17 protein-coding genes are annotated in these 22,082 nt (G+C 63.6%); all 17 read right to left on the bottom strand.

Annotated features, from left to right (window positions below; translation table 11 throughout):
- Window positions 1-43: 43 nt before the first annotated feature.
- Window positions 44-739 carry a TetR/AcrR family transcriptional regulator gene (locus Q0I65_RS07950; RefSeq protein WP_296062117.1) on the bottom strand — a complete coding sequence of 232 codons (696 nt, stop codon included), beginning with the start codon at window positions 737-739 and terminating at the stop codon, window positions 44-46.
- 179 nt (window positions 740-918) lie between these two features.
- On the bottom strand, window positions 919-3,186 hold the full coding sequence (locus Q0I65_RS07945) for an RNB domain-containing ribonuclease (protein WP_296062116.1): 2,268 nt from the start codon (window positions 3,184-3,186) through the stop codon (window positions 919-921).
- A gap of 6 nt (window positions 3,187-3,192) precedes the next feature.
- Window positions 3,193-4,476, bottom strand: a complete 1,284-nt coding sequence (locus tag Q0I65_RS07940) for a S41 family peptidase (RefSeq protein WP_296062114.1) — start codon at window positions 4,474-4,476, stop codon at window positions 3,193-3,195.
- Between the two features lie 24 nt (window positions 4,477-4,500).
- Window positions 4,501-5,406, bottom strand: a complete 906-nt coding sequence (ftsX, locus tag Q0I65_RS07935; protein ID WP_296062112.1) for a permease-like cell division protein FtsX — start codon at window positions 5,404-5,406, stop codon at window positions 4,501-4,503.
- Complete coding sequence (ftsE, locus tag Q0I65_RS07930; RefSeq protein WP_346770621.1) at window positions 5,399-6,133, bottom strand: cell division ATP-binding protein FtsE; 735 nt, start codon at window positions 6,131-6,133, stop codon at window positions 5,399-5,401. Before ftsE ends, ftsX begins: the two co-directional genes overlap by 8 nt.
- Before the next feature lie 312 nt (window positions 6,134-6,445).
- A complete protein-coding gene (locus tag Q0I65_RS07925; protein WP_296062110.1) occupies window positions 6,446-7,396 on the bottom strand; it encodes a transketolase C-terminal domain-containing protein in 951 nt (316 codons plus the stop codon).
- 16 nt (window positions 7,397-7,412) lie between these two features.
- A complete protein-coding gene (locus tag Q0I65_RS07920) occupies window positions 7,413-8,252 on the bottom strand; it encodes a transketolase (RefSeq protein WP_296062107.1) in 840 nt (279 codons plus the stop codon).
- A gap of 13 nt (window positions 8,253-8,265) precedes the next feature.
- Window positions 8,266-9,363 (bottom strand): peptide chain release factor 2, encoded by a 1,098-nt coding sequence (gene prfB / locus Q0I65_RS07915; protein ID WP_296062104.1) that lies wholly within the window; start codon window positions 9,361-9,363, stop codon window positions 8,266-8,268.
- 198 nt (window positions 9,364-9,561) lie between these two features.
- Window positions 9,562-10,923 (bottom strand): AAA family ATPase, encoded by a 1,362-nt coding sequence (locus Q0I65_RS07910; protein WP_296062102.1) that lies wholly within the window; start codon window positions 10,921-10,923, stop codon window positions 9,562-9,564.
- A 351-nt stretch (window positions 10,924-11,274) separates the two neighbouring features.
- Window positions 11,275-14,082 carry a preprotein translocase subunit SecA gene (gene secA, locus Q0I65_RS07905; protein WP_296062099.1) on the bottom strand — a complete coding sequence of 936 codons (2,808 nt, stop codon included), beginning with the start codon at window positions 14,080-14,082 and terminating at the stop codon, window positions 11,275-11,277.
- A 175-nt stretch (window positions 14,083-14,257) separates the two neighbouring features.
- Window positions 14,258-16,816, bottom strand: a complete 2,559-nt coding sequence (locus Q0I65_RS07900) for a BTAD domain-containing putative transcriptional regulator (protein WP_296062096.1) — start codon at window positions 16,814-16,816, stop codon at window positions 14,258-14,260.
- 369 nt (window positions 16,817-17,185) lie between these two features.
- Window positions 17,186-17,611: a ribosome silencing factor gene (rsfS, locus tag Q0I65_RS07895; RefSeq protein ID WP_158048950.1), complete on the bottom strand. Its 426-nt coding sequence runs from the start codon at window positions 17,609-17,611 to the stop codon at window positions 17,186-17,188.
- Window positions 17,608-18,261, bottom strand: a complete 654-nt coding sequence (gene yqeK / locus Q0I65_RS07890) for a bis(5'-nucleosyl)-tetraphosphatase (symmetrical) YqeK (protein WP_296062091.1) — start codon at window positions 18,259-18,261, stop codon at window positions 17,608-17,610. The genes rsfS and yqeK overlap by 4 nt, the downstream gene beginning before the upstream one ends.
- Before the next feature lie 3 nt (window positions 18,262-18,264).
- A complete protein-coding gene (gene nadD, locus Q0I65_RS07885) occupies window positions 18,265-19,053 on the bottom strand; it encodes a nicotinate-nucleotide adenylyltransferase (RefSeq protein WP_296062089.1) in 789 nt (262 codons plus the stop codon).
- A 3-nt stretch (window positions 19,054-19,056) separates the two neighbouring features.
- Entirely contained in the window at window positions 19,057-20,361 is a 1,305-nt protein-coding gene (locus Q0I65_RS07880) for a glutamate-5-semialdehyde dehydrogenase (RefSeq protein ID WP_296062087.1), read from the bottom strand.
- 63 nt (window positions 20,362-20,424) lie between these two features.
- Complete coding sequence (gene proB / locus Q0I65_RS07875) at window positions 20,425-21,648, bottom strand: glutamate 5-kinase (protein WP_296062074.1); 1,224 nt, start codon at window positions 21,646-21,648, stop codon at window positions 20,425-20,427.
- Window positions 21,648-22,082 (bottom strand): Obg family GTPase CgtA (gene cgtA / locus Q0I65_RS07870; RefSeq protein WP_296062069.1); only part of this gene is annotated, 435 nt, incomplete at its 5' end. The genes cgtA and proB, both read right to left, overlap by 1 nt.

Below are 22,082 nucleotides of genomic sequence, written 5' to 3'. Positions count from 1 at the left end.
GGTCATGACTGACGATCTGGCCGAACCGCCTCCTCGGCGGGCATTACTCGATTTCGGCTATGAGCGCTTCGAACCCCGCTTCAGCCTGCTGGATGGTTTTCTGGATGATGCCTTCCGCCATCGTGCGCAAATCCATGCGGAGAATCGCTTCGATGATGGATTCGCGCTTCACTTGGGGCACGTCGTAAAGCTTGAGCGAACAGTCGAGAAACCGCCTGATCTTGGCTTCCACCGTGAAATACGGGTCGCACGGCACGGACATGAAGCCGCGCATGATGCTCCCGGACGCGATTTCCATCTCGAAGAAGTCTTTCGACTGCGCCGCCGGCAGATAATCCGCAAAGATTGTCTGCAGGCGCTTTGACGTGGTGCGATAAAGAAAATCCGACGTTGTCGGCAGCGTATACGCCATGACATAGAGCTCGCGCAAGGGCTCGGTCAGCTCCGCGATATGCAGCTGCAAAGCCGTCTCCACTGCGTACATGTAGACCGGTTCTTGCCCGTCGTTGTGTTGTTCGGCCAGATCGAACTGCCCACCGAACATGCGGCGCACGAGCTCTAAGAGAAGCGCTTCTTTGCTGGGAAAGACATGGAAAAAGGAGCTCTGCCTGATTCCCGCCGCAGCAGCGATTTCGGCGGTCGTGGTTTTGGCGTAGCCTTTTTCCAGAAAGAGCGCCACTGCCGCGCGCAACACTTTCTGCTGAGTGAGAAGGCCGCTGGCCTGCTTCCCCCTCGCCACGTCGTCACCTCCTTTTCGGGAGTCCCTCGTTTGGGATCCTCGCGTTTGGAGCACTCGCGCTTGAAGCACGTTCGCTCGATTGGAGTCCACTTGCGATTGCAATTGCTATTTTGCATTGTTTTACGAGAGACCGCAAGATAAAACTTCGGGAAAGTGGCGGAGCGGCCGGCGAGCCCCGATTATCGCCTTGTCCCTTGCGCAAGCCTGAGGTCAATTTGGGGAACACGAGGATCGACCGCGAAGAGGACCACGGCGATGCGCTGCCCAAGCCGGTAGCGCACACCCGTTTCCTCGCCCGTGAGCGTATAGCGCGTCGCATCGAAGCTGAAGTAGTCATCGCCAAGCGTGCGAACGGGGATAAAGCCCTCTGCCGTATTCTCGAGGCGCGCATACAGACCGCCCTGCGACACACCTGACACGATAGCGGAAAACGATTGCCCCACGAACTGCTGCAGATATTCCGCCAGCTTGAGCTCCTCGGATTCGCGCTGGGCATCGTCCGCCTCGCGCTCCATTCCCGATGAATGCTCGCAGATCCAACCGAGGTTCGTCGTCATCTGGTCGAACTTCTCGGGGCGCCCGAAGAGCTCGGCTTTCAGCATGCGGTGCACCATAAGATCGGGATAGCGCCTGATGGGACTCGTAAAATGGCAGTACGTCGCACTCGCAAGGCCATAATGGCCGCAGTTCTTCTCGCGATAGACCGCGCGCTTCATCGAGCGCAGCACGAGCGACGAGACGAGCTCTCCCTCGGCGCGCCCGCGCGACGCGGAAACCGCCTGCTGGAGCACGTGCTGGCTTCCCGTGAAAAATCCCACGGGATCGATCTTCTCGAACCAGGAGAACTCCTCGAAGATGGGCACGAGCTGCGCAAGCCCCTCCAGGTCGGGCGCCTCATGAACGCGGTAGACGCAGGGGGATTTCGCCTTGGCGAGATGCTCGGCGACGACCTCGTTTGCCCAGATCATCATCTCCTCGACAAGCGATGTCGCAGCGTTTTTCCGACGAAGCTCGACGCCGCGCGGCCTGCCCGCCTCGTCGAGCATCACGCGCGCCTCGGGCTGGTCGAAGTCGATGCCGCCCTTGCGCTCGCGCTGCGCATGTCGAAGCGAGGCGAGGCGCGACAACTGGCGAAGACGCTTTCGAAGGGAAGTCTCCCGTTGTTCCTGAGAACGCGGGGCATACTCCGTGCTCAAACAATCCTCGCTGCGCTGCGGAACTGCGCGCGGAGCACGCCCCGCATTCTCGGGAACCGTAGCACGATAGAGTCCTTCGACAGCGACAGGCTGGTCTTCAATCTCCGAATGAGGGCGGGAAGCATGCTCCGCGCGCAGTTCCGCACGACGAGAACAGCCCAGTGGGCTGTTCTCCAAAGCAGGACTGTCTGAGCACGGAGTATGCTTCCCGCCCTCAAATGTCACAGGTTCGCCTTCCCCTCCGAGCATTTCGAGTGCCTCGCCGTAGGTCAGACGCGCGTTCGAGCAGATGAGCGCAGGGTAGATCTCGTAGCGCACAAGCTGTGCCCGCTCGTCGACATACAAATCGACTGTCATAGAGCGTCGCAGCTCGCCCGGGGCGAGCGAGCACAGCCCGCACGAAAGCTCCTCGGGAATCATCGGGATCACCCGATCGACCAAATACACGCTCGTGGCACGGCGCCGCGCGGCCAGATCGAGCGCGCTCCCCCATTCCACGTAATGCGAGACGTCGGCGATGTGCACGCCGATGCGCCAGAGCAAGCGGCCCTGGTCTTCCACCTGCTCGATGGAGAGAGCGTCATCGAAATCCCGTGCATCATCAGGGTCGATGGTGAACACGAAACGCTCGCGCAAGTCCCGATAACCCGACGCAAGCGCCCCAACCTCGTCGATCGAGGCACCGCGCGCCTCCGCGAGCGCAGCGTCGGAGAAAGCCGTCTCGAACTTATGGCGGGCGACGACGGCATCAACTCCCTCGTCGAGCCCGTCGACATGTTCGAGCACTTTCTCGATATGCCCCGTCGCCGCGGAATTGCGGGAGGGGAACTGCGCGATACGAACGCGGACAATCGCGCCGTCTTCCACATCGGGGGCCTCGGAGAGCTGGGTGAAGATATCGTAGGGGATATGCGGGTCGAGGGGCACGACGACGCCGAATGGCTCGGCCGCCTCGAACCTGCCGACGACGACCTCATGGGCGCGCTCGATCACCGAGACGACGCGCGCAGCCCGCTTGTGGCCATAGCGACTGCTGCCAGAACCTTCTCGCGAGCGGCCCTTCGAGGCATTCGCGGGCAGCGGGGCAACCTCGACCAAATCGCCGTCGAAGGCGCCTCCGAGCTTAGCGTGGGGAACGAAAAACTCACCTTCTGACGTGCGAACGAAGCCGTAGCCTTCAGGATTCAATTGCATGATGCCACGCGGGCGCGAGCGAGCGACCCGTCGCGTGTGGTTCTTGGAACGGGGCATGCGCCTCTAGGCTTTCTCCTTGTTTTGCGCGGTCTCGACGGCGAGAACAAGCTGCGGGTCAGTGCCACCTTCGCTTGAGGAGATGGCGATGTCGGGAATCACGCCGACGCCGTCGATGTCGTGGCCGAGCGGGCTTTTGTAGTAGCCAGCGGTGTAGCGGATCGCCCCGCCGAACGAAAGCTCGTGCACGACCTGCACGGAACCCTTGCCGATCGTGGTCTCACCGACAATGGTGGCGCGCTGGTTATCCTGAAGCGCAGCGGCGAGCACCTCGGCAGCACCTGAGGTATAGCCGTTCGTGAGCACGACGAGGGGCAGATCGGTTACCGTTTTCCCGGAAGCGGACTTCGGGGAAGTTCCCGTGGAAGTCTGCACCTCGACGACAACGCCCGTCTTGATGAAGAGATTCGCCACATCGACCGCTTGCGTGAGATAGCCGCCTGGGTTGTCGCGCAGATCCATGACGAACGACGTCGCCCCCTGCTCGATCAGGTCGGTAAGCGCCGCGGAGACGGTGTCGGCGGTGTCCTGCGTGATCTGGCGCACCCTGATGTAGCCGACCGTGCCGTCGAGCGAGTACGTGACGTTTTGCTCCTTGTACGAAGAGCACGTGAGAGCGGTGGTGTAGGACGTGCCTGTCTCGGCGCCGACCGAAGAGGGCCGCATCCACGTGACCACGACCGTCTCGCCAGCGTTGCGAGAAAGGCCGCTAATAGCCTCGGTGACCGACCAGTCGTGCGAGGTGTCACCGTCGATGCCGATCAGCACGTCGCCCTGCTGGACGCCGGCCGCCTCGGCAGCGGAGCCCGTGAACACGTCGGAGACAAGGGCGCGGCCGTTATAGTCCGAGAACAGAACGCCGACGCCGTTGTAGGCGCCATCGGAGCTGTCCTTCACGAAGGACGCATAGCGCGACGGATCAAGGTACTCGAAGTACTTGTCGTCGCATGCGTTCGAGAAGCCCTTAAACACTTCCTTGGTCGCCTCATCGAGGTCGTAGCCGTTGAGGTCGCTCTTCGCGAGGACGTCCTCGACTTCGCTCAAGCGAGCGGAAATGGAATCGTAGGGGGACTTCTTCACATCCGTCGCCTGGGTGCCGGCTTTCTGAACGCCGGGGATGGAGAACCCGAGCGAGGCGAGGAACTGGTCCTGGCTGCGCAGAGCGAACCCGGCGACGAAGGCCACAGCAATGGCCACGACGAAGCACAGCAGGCGCAGGATGCGCTTGTTTCGTCTGTGCTCGCGCTCGGCCATCGCCGCGCGCTGCTTGGTATCACCGTGCTTCGCCATGGGAATCTATCTCGTTCGCGCTTTCTACACCTTGAGGTAGCGGCGCATTGCGAGCGCCGAACCGAACAGGCCGATGATCAGGCCCGCGATCACGAGTGCAACGTAGATGATCGCGAAGGTGCCGGCGTTCACGTCGATCGCGAGGAACTTGAGCGCACCCGCGAGCTTCGGCAGCGCCAGGTTGCGCAAAAGCTCGAGCACGCCGACCGCGAACAGCGAGCCGATGATTGCGTGCAGCGAACCTTCCATGAGGAAGGGCCCGCGGATGAAGCCGTTCGACGCGCCGACGAGGCGCATGATGGCGATTTCCTTGCGGCGCGCAAGGATGGCCAGGCGAATCGTGTTGTTGATGAACACGAGCGCGATGAAGATGAGCAGCACGATGAGCGCGATGCCGATATAGCGGACGTAGGTCGTCAGCTGGAAGAGCTGCGCGACCGACTTCTGGCCGTACTTAAGCGACTCGGAAGGCGAATCGTAGCCGCAGATAGAAGCGAACGTGGAGTTCTGCTCGATTTGGCTCGCCACATCCTCGACGAGCTTCGGGTCGGAAAGCTCGACCTCGATGGAGGCGGGCAGCGGGTTCTGCCCGTCGAGCGCGTCGATGATGTCGGAGTTCGACGTGGCCTTGAAGTTCTCGAGCGCCTGGTCTTTCGTGGTGAAGTCGACCGATGCGACGCCGTCGATGCCGCGGATGAAGTCCTCGACCTTGTCGATATCGGACTGCGAGGCGTCATCGGAGATGAAGGCCGAGATGCCGACCTCGTTCTCGACCGACGACATGACGTTGTTCACCACAACGCCGCCCACCAGGAAGATGCCGATGATGAGCAGCGAGAGGAAAATCGTGACGATGGAACCCAAGGTGGTGGAGAGGTTGCGCGTGAACCCGTGCAGCGACTCCTTGAAGAAGTAACCGAGACTACGCATCGAAACCGTACACCCCCCTGTCCTGGTCGCGGGTAAGGCGGCCGCGATCGAGCGCTATGACGCGACGGCGCATGTTGTCGACCATCTCGCGGTCATGGGTGGCCACGAGCACCGTGGTGCCCGTGCGGTTGATGCGCTCGAGCAGGTCCATGATGCCGCGCGAGGTTTGCGGGTCGAGGTTGCCCGTGGGCTCGTCGCAGATGAGCAGCGGCGGGCGGTTCACGATGGCGCGCGCGATGGAGACGCGCTGCTGCTCGCCGCCGGAGAGCTGGTCAGGGCGCTTGTTCAGCTTGTCCTGCAGGCCGACGAGGCGAAGGACCTCGGGCACCTGCGTCTTGATGACGTGGCGCGACTTGCCGATAACCTCAAGCGCGAAGGCGACGTTCTCGAAGACCGTCTTGTTCGGCAGAAGCTTGAAGTCCTGGAACACGCAGCCGATGTTGCGACGCAGGTACGGCACGCGCCAGTTGCGCATGGTCGTCAAATCCTCGTTCGCGATGTAGATGTGGCCTTCCGTAGGCGTGACCTCGTGGATCAGCATGCGGATGAACGTGGTCTTGCCGGAACCCGAATGGCCGACAAGAAAGATGAACTCGCCCGCGTAGATCTGCAGGGAGATGTCGGAAAGCGCCGGCTTGTTCGGCTGCGCCGGGTAGATCTTCGTGACGTGGTCGAAGGTGATGACGGGGGACGACGTTTGCTGAGGCGTGTCCGCGACATCGAGCACGGGAAGCGACTGGGAGAGCTGCTGGGTGGCCTGAGCCTGACGGCTGTGAGCCCCCGCCCTCGAACGCGGGCGCGGTGCACCCGACTGGGCAGCGGGACGCGAGGCGTTCCCGCGGCTGGAAACATCTGTCACAGTTTGCTCCGTTCGAATAGTGATGTACTGAGACAGTCCAATTCTAGTAGTAATGCATCCCGCGCGCCACCGTCCCAGCTCACGCTTGCGCAAAAACCACAAGGGCGCACCTCCTACTGGAGATGCGCCCTTCTTTCATGAAATGCAATCGGCCCCATGAGGGAACCGCCGCCCGCGAAGTTACTTGCGACCCATGGCGCGCTTCACGGCTTCGACAATCGCTGCAGCGTCGAGGTTGAAATAGCCCAGCAGCTCTTCGAACTCGCCGGACTTGCCGAAGCGGTCCTCAACGCCCACGAACTCGCAGGGAGCGGGGTTTTTGCGGGCGAGGCACTCCGCCACGGCGGAACCAAGGCCGCCGTGCACGCTGTGCTCCTCGGCGACCACGCAGCAACCCGTCTTCGCAACGCTCGCCGTGATGGTGTCCTCGTCGAGCGGCTTCACCGAGAACGCGTCGATGACCTCGATGGAGATGCCCTCTTCGGCGAGCGCGTCCGCCGCGGCGAGCGCTTCGCGGATTTCCACGCCGCAGGCGACGACGGTCGCGTCGGTACCTTCGCGCAGCACGTAGGCGCGCCCGAGCTCGAGCTCGACGTCGTCGTCGTAGACGCAGGGCACGGCAGCGCGGCCCATGCGCACGTACACCGGACCCGGCGTCTTCGCAGCGAGCTTAATAGCGGCGCGCGCGGCGGCGTAGTCGGCGGGAACGAGCACGCGCATGTTGGGCAGCCCGCGCATGAGCGAGACGTCCTCAAGCATCTGATGCGAGCCGCCGTCGGGACCGACCGAGACACCTGCGTGCGTCGGGCAGATCTTCACATCGAGGTTGCTATAGCACACGGTGTTGCGAATCTGGTCGTAAGCACGGCCGGTGCCGAACACGGCGAAGGACCCCGTGTAGGCGACATGACCCGTAAGGGCAAGGCCAGCTGCCACGTCAATCATGTTCTGCTCGGCGATACCGCAGTTGAAAAGCTTGTCGGCGTTCTCGGGCGCGGCAGCGGCGAACTTCTTGGTGGTGGTGGAACCGGTGAGGTCGGCGTCGACCGCGACGACGGGCACGCCCTCCTCCGCAAGTTCGGCGAGCGTCGCACCGAAGGCGGCGCGAGTCGCGAGTTTCTTTTCGGCCATTTCGGCGCTTGCGAGCTTAACCACGGCAAACCTCCTCATCACGCGCCGCTTCAAGCTCGGCGAGCGCGGCTTCAAGCTGCTCGGCGGACGGCGCCTTGCCGTGCCAGCCAGCCTCGTTCTCCATAAACGACACGCCCTTGCCCTTCACCGTCTCGGCGATGACGGCATGGGGCTTCCCGTCGCGAGAGTTCTTGCAGGCGGTGAGCACCTCGATGAGCGCGTCGATGTCGTGGCCGTTGACGTGATGGACGTCCCATCCGAACGCCTCGAACTTCACACCCAGATCCTCAGGGCTGCACACCTCGGTCACCTTGCCGTCGATCTGCAGACCGTTGTGGTCGATGATGGCCGTGAGGTTGTCGAGCTTGCGGTGCGCGGAGAACATGGCCGCCTCCCACACCTGGCCTTCCTCGCATTCGCCGTCGCCGAGAAGCGCGAAGACCGAGCCCTCTTTGCCGTCGAGCGCAAGGCCGCACGCTGCGCCTGCGGCAATGGAGAGGCCCTGGCCCAAGGAGCCCGTGGACACCTCAACGCCCGGGCAGAGGTTGCAGTCGGGATGGCCCTGCAGGCGCGTTCCCAGCTTGCGAAGCGTCATAAGCTCCTCAACGGGGAAATAGCCCGCATGGGCGAGCGCGGCGTAGAGCGCCGGCGCCGCGTGGCCCTTTGCCAAAAAGAACCAGTCGCGACCCTCCATCTTGGGATTTTTCGGGTCGTGCTTGAGCACACCGCCGAAGTACAGCGACGTCAATATGTCGGTGCACGACAGCGATCCCCCCGGATGCCCGCTTTTCGCTTCCGCGATCATGCGCAGAATGTCGCAGCGCAGATCTGTCGCCACACGCGTAAGGTCGGTCATTGCAGTCCTTTCTTTATTGCGAAACTCGCCACTTGTGATAACCGATCACGAATTGCTCGATATCGCCCGCGAGCACAGCGTCAACATTGCTCGTCTCAACGCCGCTGCGCAGGTCTTTCACCAGCTGATAAGGATACAACACGTAGTTGCGGATTTGGCTGCCGAACGAGTTTTCCATGCGTTCGCCGCGCAGCTCGTCAATCTGCTCCTCGCGCTTGCGCTGCTCGATTTCGTAGAGCTTGGCGCGCAGCACGCGGAAGGCGGATTCCTTGTTCTGCAGCTGCGATTTCTCGTTTTGGCAGGTCACAACGATTCCTGTGGGAATATGGGTCAGACGCACGGCGGAGTCGGTCGTGTTCACGCACTGCCCGCCAGGGCCGCTTGAGCGGTACACGTCGACGCGCACGTCGGCGGGGTTCAAGTCGACCTCGATGTCGTCGGGAAGGACGGGGAGCACCTCCACGCTCGCGAACGTGGTATGGCGGCGCTTCTTGTCATCGGTCGGGGAGATGCGAACGAGGCGGTGGACACCGTTTTCGCTTGTGAGCATGCCGTAGACGTTTCGCCCCTCGATCTGGATAGTCGCCTTGTCAAGGCCGATGCCCTCGCCGGGAACCGCATCGAGCACGGTGACTTTCCACCCCTTGTCCTCGGCGTAGCGCAGATACATCTTGTAGAGCATCTCGGTCCAGTCCTGCGCCTCAAGCCCGCCCGATCCCGGGTTGACCGACAGAATAGCGTCGCCCGCGTCGAAGCGGCCGGAGAACCACGAGGAGACTTCAAGCCCATCGAGCTCCTCATCGAGCCTCGCGAGCAGGGATTTTGCCTCCTCGGCGAACGACTCGTCTTCGTCTGCGAGCTCTGCCGCCGCACGCACGTCGTCGAGCAGCGCGCAGGCGCCGTCGTATTCGGCGATAACATCGCGCAAGTTCGACGCCTGCTTCGAGATGCTCTGCGCGCGCGACGCATCGTCCCAAAAGCCCGGCGAGGCAATTTGGGCATCGAGCCTCTGCAGCTCGACCGTCTTGTCGTCGATGTGCAGGTACGCATGCGAGTCGGCAACGCGCTGTGCGGCGATGTCGATGTGTTCTATCAATTCTTTGTCAGCCATAGCTTGTTTATGTTACCAGCAAAAACGCCCCGCCGTATATGACGGAGCGCGTCGTGCATAGTTTCTTCGCGGACGGACGGCAGAATGCGACGGCAGTACGAGACGGCGGCAGGCGACAGCGGGCGATGACGGGCGATGGGGGCGGCCACCGCATCTCGCATCACGCCGGAGCGCCCAATGCACCAGACGGCCACCGCCTTACAGCAGATGCGCCATGTACAACGGCAGGCGCGCGAGGTCGCCCTCCACCTGCACGGGTTTCGGATGCAGAATATACCGCAGGCCCGCACGCGAGCCGAACTTGGTTTTGAACTTCTCGAGCGATTTCGCGCCATAGCGCTTCGTCGACTTCACCTCAATAGGCGAGACGCGCATGCGCCCGGCAGCGTCATCGTAACCAGCCGTGATCAAGAAGTCGATTTCCATGGTGTTTGCGCTGTTCTCGCGGTCGCGCTTCGAGTAGAAGTACAGCCCATGCCCGTTCGAGGCGAGCTGCTGCGCCACCACGTTTTCCGTGAACATGCCCTCGTTGATCTCGAGTTTTCCCAGCAGAATGTCGCGGTAAAGCTCGTGGGGGGTCTCGGCATTGTCGGCGAAAAGCTGGCAGATCAAAAGCCCCGTGTCGGCCATATAGCACTTGAACGTTCCCTCGTCGGCGGTTGCCGCGAGGCCCACCGACGGGTCATCGACACCGATACACGTGGCGCTTATGCACGCATCCGCTAGCCAGAAGAAGGCGTCCGCATAGTCCCTGCTGCGCGCGTTGCTGTCAAGCGAGGACAGCACAAACTTCTTCTCATGGCGCGCCAGCTGGCCGGGCAAGGTCGAGAACACGCGACGGATGCGCAGCGCGTCGGTGCCGCCGAACTTCTCGATGTCGCCGCGGTACAGCGACAAGATATCGCGCTTCACCCTGTCCACTTTTCCGAAATCCTTTTCGGCAACATACGCATCAACCGCCTGAGGCATGCCTCCGACCAGCATGTATTCGCGGAAAAGCCGTTCCGCTTTGCGATGGATGGCCTCAGGCAGCGGGGTTTTCCCCTCGAAAGAGGTGCGGATGGCCGCGGCGAGCTGATCTTCACCTTCCGCCCAAAGGAACTCTTCGAAGTTCAGCGGATTCAAGCGAAGCGCAGTCTCCTCGGAAGGAATGACGATGCCCTCGACGTTGCGCCGGATGGATATGAGCGAGCCGGTTTCGAGATAGTCGTACCGACCGTCCGCAACAAGCTGCTTGATGAACTCCCGTGCAGGCGGGAAGCGCTGCACCTCGTCGAACACGATGAGGGAATCTCGGCGCGGCAGCGAAACGCCCGTGAACGCCTGCAGGTACATGAAGAAGGAATCCACGTCCGCACGATAGTCGCGAAACAGCATCTTGAGGTCATCGGACGCTTCGGAGAAGTCTATGACCAGATGGGCGGCGTATTCCCTTTCGGCAAACTCCCTTGCAAGCGTGCTTTTGCCAACGCGACGCGCACCCTCTAAAAGCAGAGCGCGCGTGCCTTTCGACTCGCGCTTCCAGCGAAGAAGATCATCGTATGCACGGCGTTTGAACATGGTCACCCCTCGCTCCAATTGATGCCAAAATGCCATTCACGCACGAATGGCACGGTGTAACTTGCTCCGAATATACACGAATGGCACGGTCAGCATGTGCAATATTATACACGAATGGCACGGTGTAACTTGCTTCGAATATACACGAATGGCACGGTTTCGTTGCGATTGAGCGAGGGCAAGCCGTGCACAAAAGGCACGAGAAAAAGGCCGTTTCCCTAGGGAAACGGCCTTTTGCAATAAAGCTTGGAGAAAGCGCGGCGGCAGCTGTATCTCGCGTCACGCCGAAGCGCCCAATGCAAGGCGGCAGCTTCCGCCTCACGGCAGATGCGCCATATACAACGGCAAACGCTAATCCTGGTACATGCCGTGGCACTTCTTGAACTTCTTGCCGCTGCCGCAGGGGCAAGGATCGTTGCGGCCGACGTTCGCGAAGGGGTCGTCTTTGTCCTTGACATACGTCGTGGGCTTCGGCGCGGCGGGCTTGGGAGCTGCACCAGCCTGGGAGGCCTGCGCTGCTGCCGGCGCCGCCTTGATGTCGGACTCGGTGAGCGCGTCCTCGGGCTTCGAGTAGCTCAAACGGCCCTCAAGCGGATTTCGTTCCTCAGGGATGGGCTCCTGCTTCACGGCAATCTGCAGGCGCAGAAGCGTGCGCAGGTAGTCCTCGTACATGCTGGCGGTCAGGCGCTGGAAGGCGGCGTACGCCTCGTTCTTGTACTCGACGAGCGGGTCGCGCTGGGCGAAGGCGCGCAGGCCGATGCCGGTTTTCAGGTAATCCATCTCGGCGAGGTGGGCCATCCAGCGCGTGTCGATGATACGCAGCATGACCTGGCTTTCCAGGTTGCGCATCATGTCGGCGCCAAGCAGGTTCTCCTTCTCGGCGTAGATGCCCTCGAGGTACTCGGTGAGCGCATCGGCGACGTTTTCCGGCTCATCGTCGTGCTCGATCGACGCGACGTGGAAGTCGTTGTTGCCGGTCATGCCGGCGGCCCACGTGTCGACCGCCTTCACGTCCCAGTCGTCGAACGCGGCGCGCTCGGGGCAGTTCTCCTCCACCACGGCGGAGGCGGCGTCGGAGATGATGCCGGGAATGCGGCCGTTCATGTCCTTGCCGTCCAAGATGGAGTTGCGCTCCTCGTAGATCACCTTGCGCTGCAGGTTCATGACGTCGTCGTATTCGAGGACGTTCTTACGCGCGGCGAAGTGCATCGTCTCGACCTGACGCTGCGCGCTCTCGATCGCCTTCGATACCATGGACGCCTGAATGGGCTGGTCATCGGGCATGTTCGTCTTCTCCATCATGCTGGAGATGGAATCCATACGGTTGCCGCCGAACAGGCGCATGAGGTCGTCTTCGAGCGAGAGGTAGAACTGCGTCGTGCCCGGGTCGCCCTGGCGTCCTGCACGGCCGCGCAGCTGGTTGTCGATACGGCGCGACTCGTGGCGCTCGGTGCCGATAACGCACAGGCCGCCCGCTGCGAGCACCTCCTCGTTTTCCTGCTTGCAGATGGTGCGCGCACGGACAAGCGCCTCTTCGCGCTTCTCGTCCGACGGTGCGGGGGCTGCGTTCTCGGGGATTTCCTCGCCCTCGGCAGGCTCATCGTCGATATGGCGCGAGGGGTCGAAGCCCCACTCGCGCAACACGTCCTCGGCAAGCACGTCGGGGTTGCCGCCGAGCAAGATGTCCGTGCCGCGGCCTGCCATGTTGGTCGCGATGGTCACCGCGCCCACGCGGCCGGCCTGCGCGATGATGTGCGCCTCGCGCTCGTGGTTCTTCGCGTTCAAGGTCTCGTGCTTGATGCCGCGCTTGTCCAGAAGACGGGACAGGCGCTCGGAGCTCTCGATCGAGACCGTGCCGATCAGGCAGGGCTGGCCCGCCTCGTGGCGCGCCGCAACGTCGTCGGCGACGGCGTTGAACTTCGCATCGACCGTACGATAGACCAGGTCATTCTCGTCGATACGGGCGACGGGCCTGTTCGGCGGGATGGCGACGACCGGCAGCTTGTAGATCTCGCGGAACTCCTTGTCCTCGGTCATGGCGGTACCGGTCATGCCCGAGAGCTTCTCGTAGAGGCGGAAGTAGTTCTGCAGCGTGATGGTCGCAAGCGTCTGGTTCTCTTCGCGAACGAGCACATGCTCTTTCGCCTCGAGCGCCTGATGGAGGCCCTCGGAGTAGCGGCGGCCCTCCATGATGCGGCCCGTGAACTCGTCGACGATCTTCACTTCCCCGCCGACGACGACGTAATCGACGTCGCGATGGAAGAGGAACTGCGCCTTTAAGGCTTGCTGCAGATGGTTCGCGAGCAGGCCGGACGGGTCGGCGTAGATGTCGTCGATGCCGAGCGCGGACTCGATCTTCTCAAGGCCGACCTCGGTGGCGTTGATCGTCTTTTTGGCCTCGTCCATCTCGAAGTCCTCGTCGAGCACGAGGTGCGGCATGACGCGGGCGAACTTGTTGTAGGTGTCGGCCGCGCGCGTGCCCGCGCCCGAGATGATGAGCGGCGTTCGCGCCTCGTCGATGAGGATGGAGTCGACCTCGTCGACGACGGCGAAGTGGTGGCCGCGCTGCACGCGGGCGGAAGCCCTCGTGACCATGTTATCGCGCAGGTAGTCGAAACCGAACTCGGAGTTCGTGCCGTAGGTGACGTCGGCCTTGTAGGCGGGAATCTTCTGCGCGGGGCGCATGCCGTTTTGGATCAGGCCGACCTCCATGCCGAGGAAGCGGTAGATCTGGCCCATCCACTCGGAGTCGCGGCGGGCGAGATAATCGTTCACGGTGACGATATGGACGTTGTCGCCCGAAAGCGCGTTCAGATAGCCCGCAAGGGTGGACACGAGTGTCTTGCCTTCGCCCGTCTTCATCTCGGCAATCTGCCCATCGTTTAGAGCCATGCCGCCGATGAGCTGCACGTCGAAGTGGCGCAGCCCCGTCGTGCGCACCGATGCCTCGCGCACCGCGGCGAACGCTTCGGGGAGAAGGGCCGCCATGTCTTCGCCCGCAGCCGCGCGCTCGCGCAGAGAGTCTGAGAACGCGCGCAGCTCGGCGTCGGTTTTCGGTTTGATTGAGGCCTCAAGGCCGTTGATGGTATCGACGATGGCCTGGTAGCGCTTGAGCTGCTTGCCCTCGCCCATCGTGAGAAGCTTCGATAAGAAACCCATGTATGCCGTCTTTCGTAAGAGAGCCCTATGTTTGTGAGCACCGCGCAAGAGCACGGCGCGCAACCTCCTGTACTCTAGCATAAGGCTTGCATGGGCCTGGGAAATCCACTACACGACCAGATGCTATGATTCTCGCTTAAAAATGATGCTGTTATGGGGAAATATCGCGAATCGACTACTCGAGCGCCTCCTCGGCCTCGACCGCGCTGCGGTATAAGGCGACGATTGACGGCGACGGGTCGATGCCGAGCTCTTCGACAAGATACCTTCGGCACGAGAGGTAGGTGTCGATCGCGGCGGCGCGCTGGCCAGCACCGAGCTGCGCTTCCATAAGAGCGGCGCACGCGTCCTCGCGAGAGCGGTCGCGACCGGCCGCCTCGCGCGCGAACCACAGCGCCGCGCGGGGCTCGCCTGACTCCAGAAGCCGTCCCGACGCGCACACGAGCGAGTCGACGAGATTGATGCGAAGGCGCCTGCGAGCTGCCGCGATGTCGTCGTTGACGCTTTCACTCGGCAGAAGGTCGCCCGAGTACGACTCGTCAATCGCCTCGAGGTGGTCCCGCCAACGATCGAGGTCGATCTCGCCGAAGCTTAGGGCGCGGCAAATGGAATCGAGCTCGGCGACGTCGCTTCGCAGAAGCCGTGCGTCAAGACGGACACCGCCCTGGTCGCGAAGGAGATAAGGGCACGTGCCCTCGTAGTCGAGCCCCCGCTTGAGCTGGCTCCACACCGAGTAGAAGTTCTTGATCGCGCAGCCATGGGGGCTGTCGGGCCAAAGCGTCTCCAGCAGGCGCTCGCGGGAGAGCTCGCGGCCACGGGCGAGCACGAGAAGCGCGAGGAGCGTCTTCGTTTTCTGCCTGCTGAACGCCTGCATGTCGACTTGCTGCTCGCCGATGCGCACGTCGAGCCCGCCGAGGAGCCGCACGTAGAGGATCGGGGCCGAGCTTCCAGGCGTGCCCGGCACCTCCGAGCGGATCGGGCGGGCCTCATAACGGTCGCGCGAGGAGCGCTCACGTTCGGCCCGCGCGCGCTCCTCGCGAAGCGAATCACGCCTGTGAGCTGCACATTCGGTGAATCGAGCAGCCTCTATGGCGCGCGCGGCCGCGAGCGTCTCTGCGGCGGGCAAGAAACGCGTCGGCAAGGAGCCCTCCTCAACCGCCCTAGAAAGCGACATCACCAAGAAGGCGCACTGCCAGGACATGGCGTCAGAAGGTGTGCGCGCGGCAAGGTCGCAGGCCCACAGGGCAACGTGCTCGACTGCGCGCGCGTCCTCAGGCGACGCGAAGCCCGGCGTCTTCTTCTGCACAAGCGCTCGAAGTGCCAAGGCGGCTGCGAAGACGAGCGGCTTTTCGGTCGCGCCGCGCGATACAAGCTTGCCCCACGCCTCCGCAAGGGGCATCACCCCCTTGCCAACATGTGCCGCGATGAGGGATAACGCGGCAGCGGGAGCGATCGGGCCCCCAACTTTGGCGCGGGCGGCAAACTCGGCTGCCACCGATTCCGCGCGGCGGCGGTCCTCGTCACTCCCCAAGCAGGAGGCAACGAGCAGCAACCGCGAACGCGATTCGGGGTCGATGCTGCGCGAGAAGGCGAACTTGCGCGCGAGGAACAGCGCACAGGCGGCATCGTCGAGCGCGGCCAAACGTACCGCCTCGTCGGCAGCAAGGAGGATTCTGCTCTGGCGCGCGTTCTTTCCTGCGTAAACATAGAGCTCGTGAGCAGGCTTGAAGCACGCCGCCGAGAGGAGGTCGGCGCCATGGGCGGCAAGCCAGCTCGCACAGGCGGGCTTCGTCGCGAAAGAGCGGACGACGGCGCATGCCCGCGCAGCCGCCCCGCGTTCGAGGAGCATCGCCGCGATGCATACCGCAAGCTCGCTCGCGTCCCCGCACGTCGACCCGTCGACGACCCGGTCCACCGCCCGCGAGAAGCCCTGGGCAAGCACGGGAACATCGATGGCAACAGCATCGAATGAGTCTTCCCGAGCGCTTACGCCGAGGAATGGATAGTCCTCTTCTATCAGGGAAAACGCCTCACTCGCATGACGCGCGCCCACAAGCGGAACGAGCTCGGAGAGGCTCCCCTCCCCCATCGCCAGCATGAGAAACGCCGCGAGCAGAACGCTTGCGGGCGGCTCTTCGGCGGCCATGCCCGCGACGAGGCGGCCTCCATCGTCCGAGCCCCATGCGACGCACGCCGCACGGCATTTTGCATGCGGAGAGTCCGTCGGCCGCACAGTATGCTTCATCTCATCGTCAGTAAGCAGAAAACGGCGCGCTGAGAGCTTCACCCTGTCGCGATGCAGATCGGAATAGGCGTCGCAGGTTGGCGTGCACGTTGCGAGCACTTCGCTTCCCGCCGCGAGCAGCTCGTCGACGACCTCGGAAAACGCCTCGACCCGCGAGGCGTCCATGCGCGGCAGGTCGTCGAACACCACAAGCGAGCCCGCGCCACCGATTTCGGCCACGCGCGATGCGATGATACCGGCGTCAAGGTCGCGCAGGAAGCACGGGCTTTCGCAGTTGACCCAGAACGTTTGCCTAAACGAGAAGACGACCTGCGCATATTCCGCAGCAACCGTCGATTTGCCAAAGCCTGCGGGAGCGACGAGGAAGCGCGCGACATCGCGGGAGCGCAGAAGATCCGCTATGAGATGTGGGCGGGAATGGACCACGGAAGCGGCGACGTTCTTGGGGCGGCGGCCCTTGCATGAGCACGACATCAGAAAGTCGGACATTAGTATCCCTCTCCCAAAAGCAAAAGCCGCAGTCGGCAAGTCTACGCGCCGAACCGAGGTGCCGCCATACCGTATGTACGAAAGCAGCCTTAGCACCCGCAGGCGCTCTTTCAGCTTCGTGTCCCGGAATAAGCCCAGCCATATGCCGCCCCGAAAACAAGAAAAGCCTGCAGCGCACCTTCTGTCGGCGCGCTGCAGGCAACTAAAGCGAATTGGGAAGATACCGAAGAAAACAGCACACGACCGAGCGCGTTTCAGCGGACGATTGGGCGCGGATTCGACGCGTTTGCGCCAGGTTCCCGCCGTGTCCGCGTCGCGTTCGCGCCGCGATTTCGCCGCGTTCCCGCCGATTTCCTGCCAGTTTTTTGCCTACTTCTTGGGCAGAAGCTTCGAGATGCGGTCGGAGTACTCGACGTCGCAAAGCCCCGCTTCCTTCGCCAAATCGAGCACGGGGGCGTCGTTCCACAGCTCCTCGAGGCGGTAGTACTCGCGCGTCTCGGGCTGGAAGACATGCACAACGATCTGGCCGTAGTCGAGCAGCGACCACGAGCCGTCCTGCGTTCCCTCGACGTGGAAGGGCTTCACGCCGCCCTTGTCCCGCAGGTCCTCCTTGATGGCATCGACGATTGAGTTCACCTGGCGGCTGTTCGACGCCGTGACGATCACGAAGAAGTCGGTCTCGCCGACAAGCTCCGCCACGTCCTGCACGAGGATGTCGGTCGCCTTCTTCTCGTCGGCCGCCTGGGCGGCGATGATCGCGAGCTCTCGCGAGGTTTTCTGTTCGTTAGCGCTCACTTGCGCTCCTTTCGCTTTGCGTTTATGTACGGTTTCTCGTTTTTCACCGCGTAGGCGTTCCATATTTCCACCGTGCGCGGATGCAGCGTCTTTCCTTGCTCGATGATGAGGATCGTCCAGTACCCGAGCACTGCAACGTAGAGCTCCTCGAGCGTCACGCGGCCGATTTGGGCACGCAGCTCGTCAACGCGCCCGAAACGGCGGTTCGGCTCAAGCGCGTCGGCACAGTAGAGTACCATATCGAGCGGCGTCATATCGATCTCACCCGTGGTGTGGCGCTCGATTGCCTGCAAGATGCCCGCGGGGATGGCGGGGAACTTACGCCCGAGCGCCGCGGCGGCCGTCGGGCCGTGCAGAAGGCGCGGTTGGTGCTCCAAAATCCACGGGTTCACCTGAAGCCCCAGCTCGCGAGCACGTTCGCGGATTTCTTCGTCGTCGTAGGCCTTGTCCCAGTCGTGCAAAAGGCCTGCAAGCCTGGCCTCGCGCACGTCGACCCCGTAGGCCCGCGCGAGGATTTCTGCCTCCTCGACCACGCCCATCACATGGGTGAAGCGTTTCTTGCTGACGCGCTGCGCAAGCTCCGCCTTGCGCTCACAGAAGAACGCCTCGCCGAGCACCTCGGCAAAATCGCCGCCGCTTTCCTTCCCCACCGTTTAACGCTCCTTTCGGTACAGGCCATGCTCGCATACGTAATCGCGCACGCGAGACATGGTGAGGTATCTGATCGATTTGCCCTCGCTGACGCGGCGACGCAGGTCGCTTGAGGAGACCGACAGCCCCGTGACCTCGAGAAAGTCCACCGTGAAGGGACTTTTCTCGAAGGTGGCGCGCATCTCGTCGTCAAGCGTATACCCCGGGCGCGTCACGGCGACGAACCGCGCGAGCCCCGCAACCGCCTCGCTTTCGTGCCAGCGGAAGATCTTCGCGACCGCGTCGGCGCCCGTGATGAACACGAGCTCGACGTTATCGGGATAGTGCGCCCGCAGCTCGCGAAGCGTGTCGACGGTGTAGGTGTCGCCGCCGCGCTCGATCTCCATCGCGCTCACGTCGAAGGCGGGGTTGCTCTCGGTCGCGAGGCGGCACATGGCAAGCCTGTCGGCCGCAGGCGAGACGTCGCGGTCGCGCTTGAAGACGGGGCTGCCGGCGGGAATGAACACCACCGCATCGAGCCCGTACGCCTCGCGCACCTGTTCAGCGCAGGCCAGATGCCCGATGTGGATGGGGTCGAAGGTGCCGCCCATGATTCCCAGCCGGGCCGGCGCGCCGTTTGCCCCCAAGTTGTCAAGTCCCTCGCTCACGACGGGCGAACGGCGCGAGGCTGCCTCTCTGGGACGCGGGATCGCCTGGACGGGACGCGAGCCCCCCTCGACGGGCTGCGCCTCACACCGGCCGGGCAGCGGCGCGCGCACGCTCGATTCGCTTGCCAGCGTTTCCTCCCCCATGCGCTAGGACCTCACCTGGCCGTCGCCTCGCAGCACGTACTTGTACGAGGTCAGCCCATCAGTCGCGAAGGGACCGCGCACGTGCAGCTTCTGCGTGGAGATGCCGATCTCGGCGCCGAGACCGAACATGCCGCCGTCCGTGAAGGCCGTCGAAGCGTTCGCGTAGACCGCCGCCGCATCGACCTCGTTTAAGAAGCGCTCGATCGCCGAGGCGCCCGCAGGGTCGCCCGGGTTCGCCACGATAGCCTCCGAGTGCATCGTGCCGTAGCGGTTCACGTGGGCGATGGCCTCGTCGACGCCCGCGACGCACTTCACTGCAATTTCGGGCCCTAAATATTCGGTTTCCCAATCCTGCTCGCTCGCACGGTCGACGCGCAGCGCGCTTTGCCCCTGCCCGCGCAAGGCCCCTGCGGCAAGCGCAGCCTCGCAGGCCAGCTCGTCGGCATGGATCGCCACCCCGCGATCGGCCAGTTCGGAGAGCGCCTTGGGAAGAAAATCGGCCGCGATGGACGTATCGACGAGCAGTGTTTCGCAAGCGTTGCAGACCCCGAAGCGACGGCACTTCGCGTTCACGAGGATCTCGCGCGCCATGTCGAAGTCGGCGGATTCGTGCACGTAGACGTGGCAGTTTCCCGTTCCCGTCTCGATGACGGGAACCTTTGCCGTCTCCACGCAGTGGCGGATGAGCCCCGCCCCGCCGCGGGGAACGAGCACGTCGATCAGGCCGTGGAGCCCCATGAGGACATCGGTCGCCGCGCGGTCGGTCGAGGCGACGATGCCGACCGAGCCCTCGGGCATGCCCGCCCGCTCCGCCGCAGCCGAAAGGACGCGCGCGATGGCGGCACACGAGCGGGCCGCCATCGACCCGCCGCGCAAGATGCAGGCGTTTCCCGACTTCAGGCAGATGCCGGCAGCGTCGGCGGTCACGTTCGGACGCGCCTCGTACACGACGGCGACGACGCCTAAGGGGACGCTTACGCGCTCAAGGCGGATTCCCGACTCGAGGGTGCGCTGCTCGAGCGTGCGCCCGAGCGGGTTGGGAAGCTCGGCGAGGCTCTCGAGCGCGGCGGCCATGTCCTCGATGCGCACGTCGGTGAGAAGCAGCCGGTCGATGAGGCTTTCCTTCGTGCCTTTCTCGCGTGCAGCAGCCACGTCGGCAGCGTTCGCCTTAAGAACCTCGGGCGCGCTTTCGCGCAGCGCTTGGGCCATGGCGCGCAGGGCGCCGTTGCGCTCGTCGTCGCTCGTCTGGGCCAGGCGCACGCTTGCCGTGCGAGCCCGCTTGGCGAGCATCTCAATCTCTTCGTACATGCCTGAACCTTTCTCTCGCCCGTTCCCCTCGGTTATCCCAGCTCACTGGGTGGTTCTCAATCGCTACTCGAAGGCAATCAGCTCGTCGCGGTGGATGACCGGCTTGTCGGCGAACGCCGCGAGCAGGCGGTTGCGCTCGAGCTCCTCGCGCGTGCGCCCGCAGGCAAGCTCCACCTCGTCGCTCGAGAACGCCGTGCGACCGCGGGCGATCACATGCCCCGTCGCGTCTTTCACGTCGACGATGTCGTCATCGTTGAAGCGCCCCTCGACACGCGAGATGCCCACCGACAGAAGCGAGCTGCCGCGGTGAAGCAGCGCGTTCTTCGCGCCGTCGTCGACGATGAGCGCGCCGCGCGCGGAGTCGCCGAGCGCGATCCACAGCTTGCGTGGCGTGATCTCGTGCGGACGCTCGCTTGCCGAGAAGCGCGTGCCGATGCGGTCGCCGAAAGCTGCGTGCACGATGGCATCGGGAGCGTGGCCGAGGCAGATAGTCATGGGGATGCCCGCCGCCATGAGCACGCGCGCGGCCTTGATCTTGGTGATCATGCCGCCCGAACCAACGACGCTTCCCGCGTCCCCCGCAACGCTCATGATGTTCTCGTCGATGCGTTCGACGCGCTCGATCAGGTGCGCGCCTTCGACCTTCATCGGATTCGCGTCGTAGAGCCCGTCGATATCGGAGAGAATCACCATGAGCTCCGCCTCGACGAGGCATGCCACGAGCGCCGCGAGCGTGTCGTTGTCGCCGAAGCGGATCTGCTCGACCGACACCGTGTCGTTCTCGTTCACGATGGGCACGACCCCCATCTCAAGCAAGCGGGAAAGCGTGTCGCGCGCATGGAGATACGCCGTGCGGTCAGCAGTGTCGCGCCTGGTCAAAAGCACAAGCGACGTGGTAATCCCATGTTGGGCGAACGCGCGGGCATAGCCTGCCGAAAGCGCGCTTTGCCCAACCGATGCCGCCGCCTGAAGGCTCGGCATGTCGGTGGGCCTCCGCTCGATGCCGAGCGCCTCAAGCCCGCACGCGATGGCCGCGCTCGTCACGATGATGGGCGAGAAGCCCGCCTCGCGCACGCGTGCCACCTGGCGGGCGACGTCGTCGAGGAACGCGTAGTCAATCTTGCTCTCCGACGTGGTGAGCGTCGAGGAGCCGATCTTAACCACAAGCGGACGCAGATGGGCGGCAAGCTGCCCCTCGCGGGCGTCGCGCGGCTCGCGGCCCACATGCGACTTGCGGGCGCCACAGCCCTCGCCCGCTGCGGAAATGTCGATCTTGGCCTCGTCCATTAGATGTCAAGCTCCTCGAACGCATCATCCGCCGTCGCCGACTCGAACTCGAAGGCGCGCCCCACGATGCGAATCTCGTCGCCGTTGCGGGCACCCGCCTTCGCGAGCGCGTCCTCCACGCCGATGCGCTTGAAACGGTGCTGTAAAAAGGCGATGGCGTCCTCGTTTTCCCAGTCCGTCTGGATGACCATGCGCTCGACCTGGCCGCCCTCCACGCGGAAGACGCCGTCGGAGAGCTTGCGCACGGTGAAGCGGCGGTCGCGCATCTCGCGCTTGTGCTCCCACACGTGATCGAATTCCGGCTGGTCGGCGGCGTGCGCGCGCGCTTCCTCGCGCAGCTCGTGCACCTTCGTCGCGATAGCGGCCTTGAGCGAGTCGACGCCCTTGCCCGTGAGCGCGCTGATGCAGTAGAGCTTCGGGTCGATGGGGCTGTC

It is taken from the genome of uncultured Ellagibacter sp., from assembly GCF_934643285.1.
Classification (GTDB): domain Bacteria; phylum Actinomycetota; class Coriobacteriia; order Coriobacteriales; family Eggerthellaceae; genus Ellagibacter.
The sequence above is the reverse complement of the archived record's forward strand: the minus strand, read 5'-3'. Positions and strand labels throughout refer to the sequence as shown.